The sequence below is a fragment of the Streptomyces sp. XM83C genome (assembly GCF_023072675.1).
Classification (GTDB): domain Bacteria; phylum Actinomycetota; class Actinomycetes; order Streptomycetales; family Streptomycetaceae; genus Streptomyces; species Streptomyces thermocoprophilus.
In genome coordinates this window covers 1-3,647 of sequence record NZ_JALLGL010000444.1, presented here as the reverse complement: position 1 = coordinate 3,647, position 3,647 = coordinate 1, and the positions used below count along the sequence as shown (strand labels likewise).

Genomic DNA, 3,647 nt, shown 5'->3' with positions numbered 1-3,647 from the left:
GGGGGGGTGGGCGCGGTCGGCGGGGCCTGCGGTGTCGGCAGGGCCCGCGGTGTCGGCGGGGTCGGTCATCGCCGGGGCACCCTCGCCGCCGACGCCAGGTGCAGGCGCGTGAACGCCAAGGCCTCCGCGAGGTCGGCCTCGCGCTCGGCGCTGGACATGGCACGCCGGGTGTTGACCTCGATGACGACGTGGCCGTCGAAGCCGGTCAGCGCGAGGCGTTCCAGCACCTCGGCGCAGGGCTGGGTGCCACGGCCGGGCACCAGGTGCTCGTCCTTGGCGGAGCCGCGGCCGTCGGCGAGGTGGACGTGCCCGAGGCGGTCGCCCATACGGTCGATCATGGCGAGCGCGTCGGTGCGGGCGGTCGCGGCGTGGCTGAGGTCGATCGTGAAGTGGCGGTAGTCGTCCTTGGTGACGTCCCAGTCGGGGGCGTACGCGAGCATCTCGCGGTCCCGGTAGCGCCACGGGTACATGTTCTCGACGGCGAATCGCACATCCGTCTCGTTCGACATGCGCCAGATCCCGGCGACGAAGTCACGCGCGTACTGGCGCTGCCAGCGGAACGGCGGATGGACGACGACCGTGCTCGCGCCCAGCTTCTCGGCGGCCGATCGAGCCCGCTGGAGCTTGGTCCACGGGTCGGTGGACCACACCCGCTGCGTGATGAGCAGGCACGGGGCGTGGACGGCGAGGATGGGGACGCGGTGATAGTCGCTGAGCCGGCGCAGCGCCTCGATGTCCTGGCTGACCGGGTCGGTCCACACCATCACCTCGACGCCGTCGTAACCGAGGCGCGCGGCGATCTCGAAGGCCGTCGCCGTCGACTCCGGGTAGACGGAGGCCGTCGACAGGGCGACCTTCGCATCCGGAACACGTACGACTGGCTCTGCCATGGGGGACAGGTTACGGGGTGCGGGTTTGCGAACGCCCACTGTCTGTTCGCCGTTGTGGCGAGGGCCATAGCCGAGCGTTCCGGGGTGTGGTGGCGGGCATGGGGGTGGGGTTCCCGGATACGGCGGGGGTCATGACCCGATCTTCGGCGGTACGGCCGGATTGCACCGCACGGCGGGTCCGCACCGCACAGCCGGACCTCGCCGTACGGCCGGACCTCGCCGTACCACCGGACCGCACCGCACGACCGGACCTCGCCGTACCACCGGACCGCACCGCACGACCGGACCTCGCCGTACCACCGGACCGCACCGCACGACCGGACCGCACCGCACGACCGGACCTCGCCGCACCACCGGACCGCACCGCACCGCACCACCGGACCTCGCCGCACCACCGGACCGCACCGCACCACCGGACCGCACCGCACGACCGAGCCTCGCCGTACCACCGGACCGCACCGCACGGCCGAGCCGTCATCCCATGTCCATGTGGTCCAGGCGCCGCAGGATCACTCCCTCCCGCAGCGCCCACGGGCAGATCTCCAGGCTCTCCACGCCGAACAGGTCCATCGCGCCCTCCGCCACCAGCGCGCCGGCGACGAGCTGACCGGCCCGGCCCTCGGAGACGCCGGGCAGCTCCGCGCGCTGCTCGGCCGTCATGGCGGCCAGCCGGGGAACCCAGGCCTCCAGGGACTCCCGCTTCAGCTCGCGCTGCACGTACAGGCCCTCCGCGGAACGGGCGGCGCCGGCGAGGCGGGCGAGCTGCTTGAAGGTCTTGGACGTGGCGACCACATGGTCGGGGGCGCCGAAGCGGCTGAACTCGCCGACCGTACGGGCGATCTCAGCGCGGACATGCCGGCGCAGTGCGCGCAGGTCCTCGGGGTCGGGCGGGTCGCCGGGCAGCCAGGAGGCGGTGAGGCGGCCCGCGCCGAGCGGCAGCGACACCGCGGCGTCCGGTTCCTCGTCGATGCCGTAGGCGATCTCCAGGGAGCCGCCGCCGATGTCGAGGACGAGCAGTTTGCCCGCCGACCAGCCGAACCAGCGGCGGGCGGCGAGGAAGGTGAGGCGGGCCTCTTCGGCGCCGGTGAGGACCTGGAGTTCGACGCCGGTCTCGGCACGCACGCGTGCGAGGACCTCATCCGCGTTGCTGGCCTCGCGGACGGCCGAGGTCGCGAACGGCAGCACGTCCTCGACGCCCTTGTCCTCGGCGGCCTGGAGGGCGTCCTTGATCACGGCGATCAGCTGGTCGACGCCCTCCGGGCCGATGGCGCCGTCGTCGTCGAGGAGCTGGGCGAGGCGCAGTTCGGCCTTGTGCGAGTGCGCGGGCAGCGGGCGTGCGCCGGGGTGGGCGTCCACCACCAGCAGATGCACCGTGTTCGATCCCACGTCGAGGACACCGAGTCTCATACAGGGCACGCTACTGCCCGTGCGACCGGCCGCGGGGAGGTCCTCGGGGATCTGTGAGGTACGGGGCCGGTGTGCTGTCGGCATACTCTGGACGCGTGCCAAAGACGAAAAAGGCGAAGGACGAGAAGCCGGTCAAGACGGGCGAATCCCTCATTGTTCCTTCGCAGGCGAAGGCGGCGAAGGAAGCCAAGCCGGGGAAGGCCGACAGGCCCGGGAAGAAGTCCGGGCGGGACGGGAAGCCCGAGAAGGCCGAGAAGCCGGGCAGGTCCGGGCGGTCCGCCCGCGCCGGGAAGTCGGCCAAGAAGGCGGAGAAGGTGCCGGAGAGCGACGAGAAGGGGCTCGACTTCACGCGCGCGTGGGTGGAGTTCCCGGACCCGGCGGACGACGAGCAGGTCTTCCGCTGTGATCTGACCTGGCTGACCTCCCGCTGGAACTGCATCTTCGGCAGCGGCTGCCAGGGCATCCAGGCGGGGCGCGCGGACGACGGCTGCTGCACTCTGGGCGCCCACTTCTCCGACGAGGACGACGAGAAGCGAGTCGCCGCGCATGTGGCGCGGCTCACCCCGGAGATCTGGCAGCACCACGCCGAGGGCACCCGCAACGGCTGGGTCTCCGAGGACGAGGACGGCGATCGGCAGACCCGGCCCTACCAGGGCTCCTGCATCTTCCAGAACCGGCCGGGGTTCCCCGGCGGCGCGGGCTGCTCGCTGCACATCCTGGCGCTGCGCGAGGGCCGCGAGCCGCTGGAGACCAAGCCTGACGTCTGCTGGCAGCTGCCGATCCGCCGTACGTTCGACTGGATCGACCGGCCGGACGACACGCGTGTGCTGCAGGTGTCGATCGGTGAGTACGACCGCCGGGGCTGGGGTCCGGGCGGTCATGACCTGCACTGGTGGTGCACGTCGGCGACGTCGGCGCACGGCGCGGGCGAGCCGGTGTACGTCTCCTACCGGGCGGAGCTGACCGAGTTGATGGGCAAGGCCGGCTACGACCGTCTCGTCGAGCTGTGCGAGGAACGGCTGGCCGGGCAGTTGCCGCTGCTGGCCCCGCACCCGGCGGACCCGGACCCGACCGACTGAGCGCCCCGGCCTGGGCCCGGTGCCTCACAGCACGGGGGTGGGCGACCCTCCGTGCCCTTCCGGCGGCTCGTGGCTCGGGTGGGCTCGGCTCCCCGCCCCTTCCCGGGGGCTCACGGTATGGGGCGTGCCCCCTTCGGGGGGCTCACGGCGCGGGTGTGCCCCCTCCAAGGGCTCACGGCGCGGGCGTGCTCGGCTCCCCGCTGCCGCCGGTGGGCGTCGGGCCGCCGCTCGCGTCGGGCGATGCCGGGTCGGTGGGTGTGGGGTCCGGGTC

Annotated in this window: 3 protein-coding genes; 1 reads left to right on the top strand and 2 read right to left on the bottom strand. The window is 72.8% G+C overall.

All coding sequences use genetic code 11. The features are described 5' to 3' along the window. Positions 1-65: 65 nt before the first annotated feature. Together MTQ10_RS28870 and MTQ10_RS28865 are read right to left on the bottom strand one after the other, a co-directional pair. Entirely contained in the window at positions 66-890 is an 825-nt protein-coding gene (locus tag MTQ10_RS28870; protein WP_247473307.1) for a sugar phosphate isomerase/epimerase family protein, read from the bottom strand. Between the two features lie 474 nt (positions 891-1,364). Beyond that, positions 1,365-2,297: a Ppx/GppA phosphatase family protein gene (locus tag MTQ10_RS28865; protein ID WP_247473305.1), complete on the bottom strand. Its 933-nt coding sequence runs from the start codon at positions 2,295-2,297 to the stop codon at positions 1,365-1,367. Between the two features lie 95 nt (positions 2,298-2,392). Between MTQ10_RS28865 and MTQ10_RS28860 the strand changes: the two genes are divergently transcribed. Then, complete coding sequence (locus MTQ10_RS28860; protein ID WP_374117720.1) at positions 2,393-3,376, top strand: hypothetical protein; 984 nt, start codon at positions 2,393-2,395, stop codon at positions 3,374-3,376. Positions 3,377-3,647 lie beyond the last annotated feature (271 nt).

Bases quoted from the DNA above. Each gene is read 5' to 3' on its own strand.
- MTQ10_RS28870 (WP_247473307.1), bottom strand. From the start codon at position 890: ATGGCAGAGCCAGTCGTACGTGTTCCGGATGCGAAGGTCGCCCTGTCG.
- MTQ10_RS28865 (WP_247473305.1), bottom strand. From the start codon at position 2,297: ATGAGACTCGGTGTCCTCGACGTGGGATCGAACACGGTGCATCTGCTG.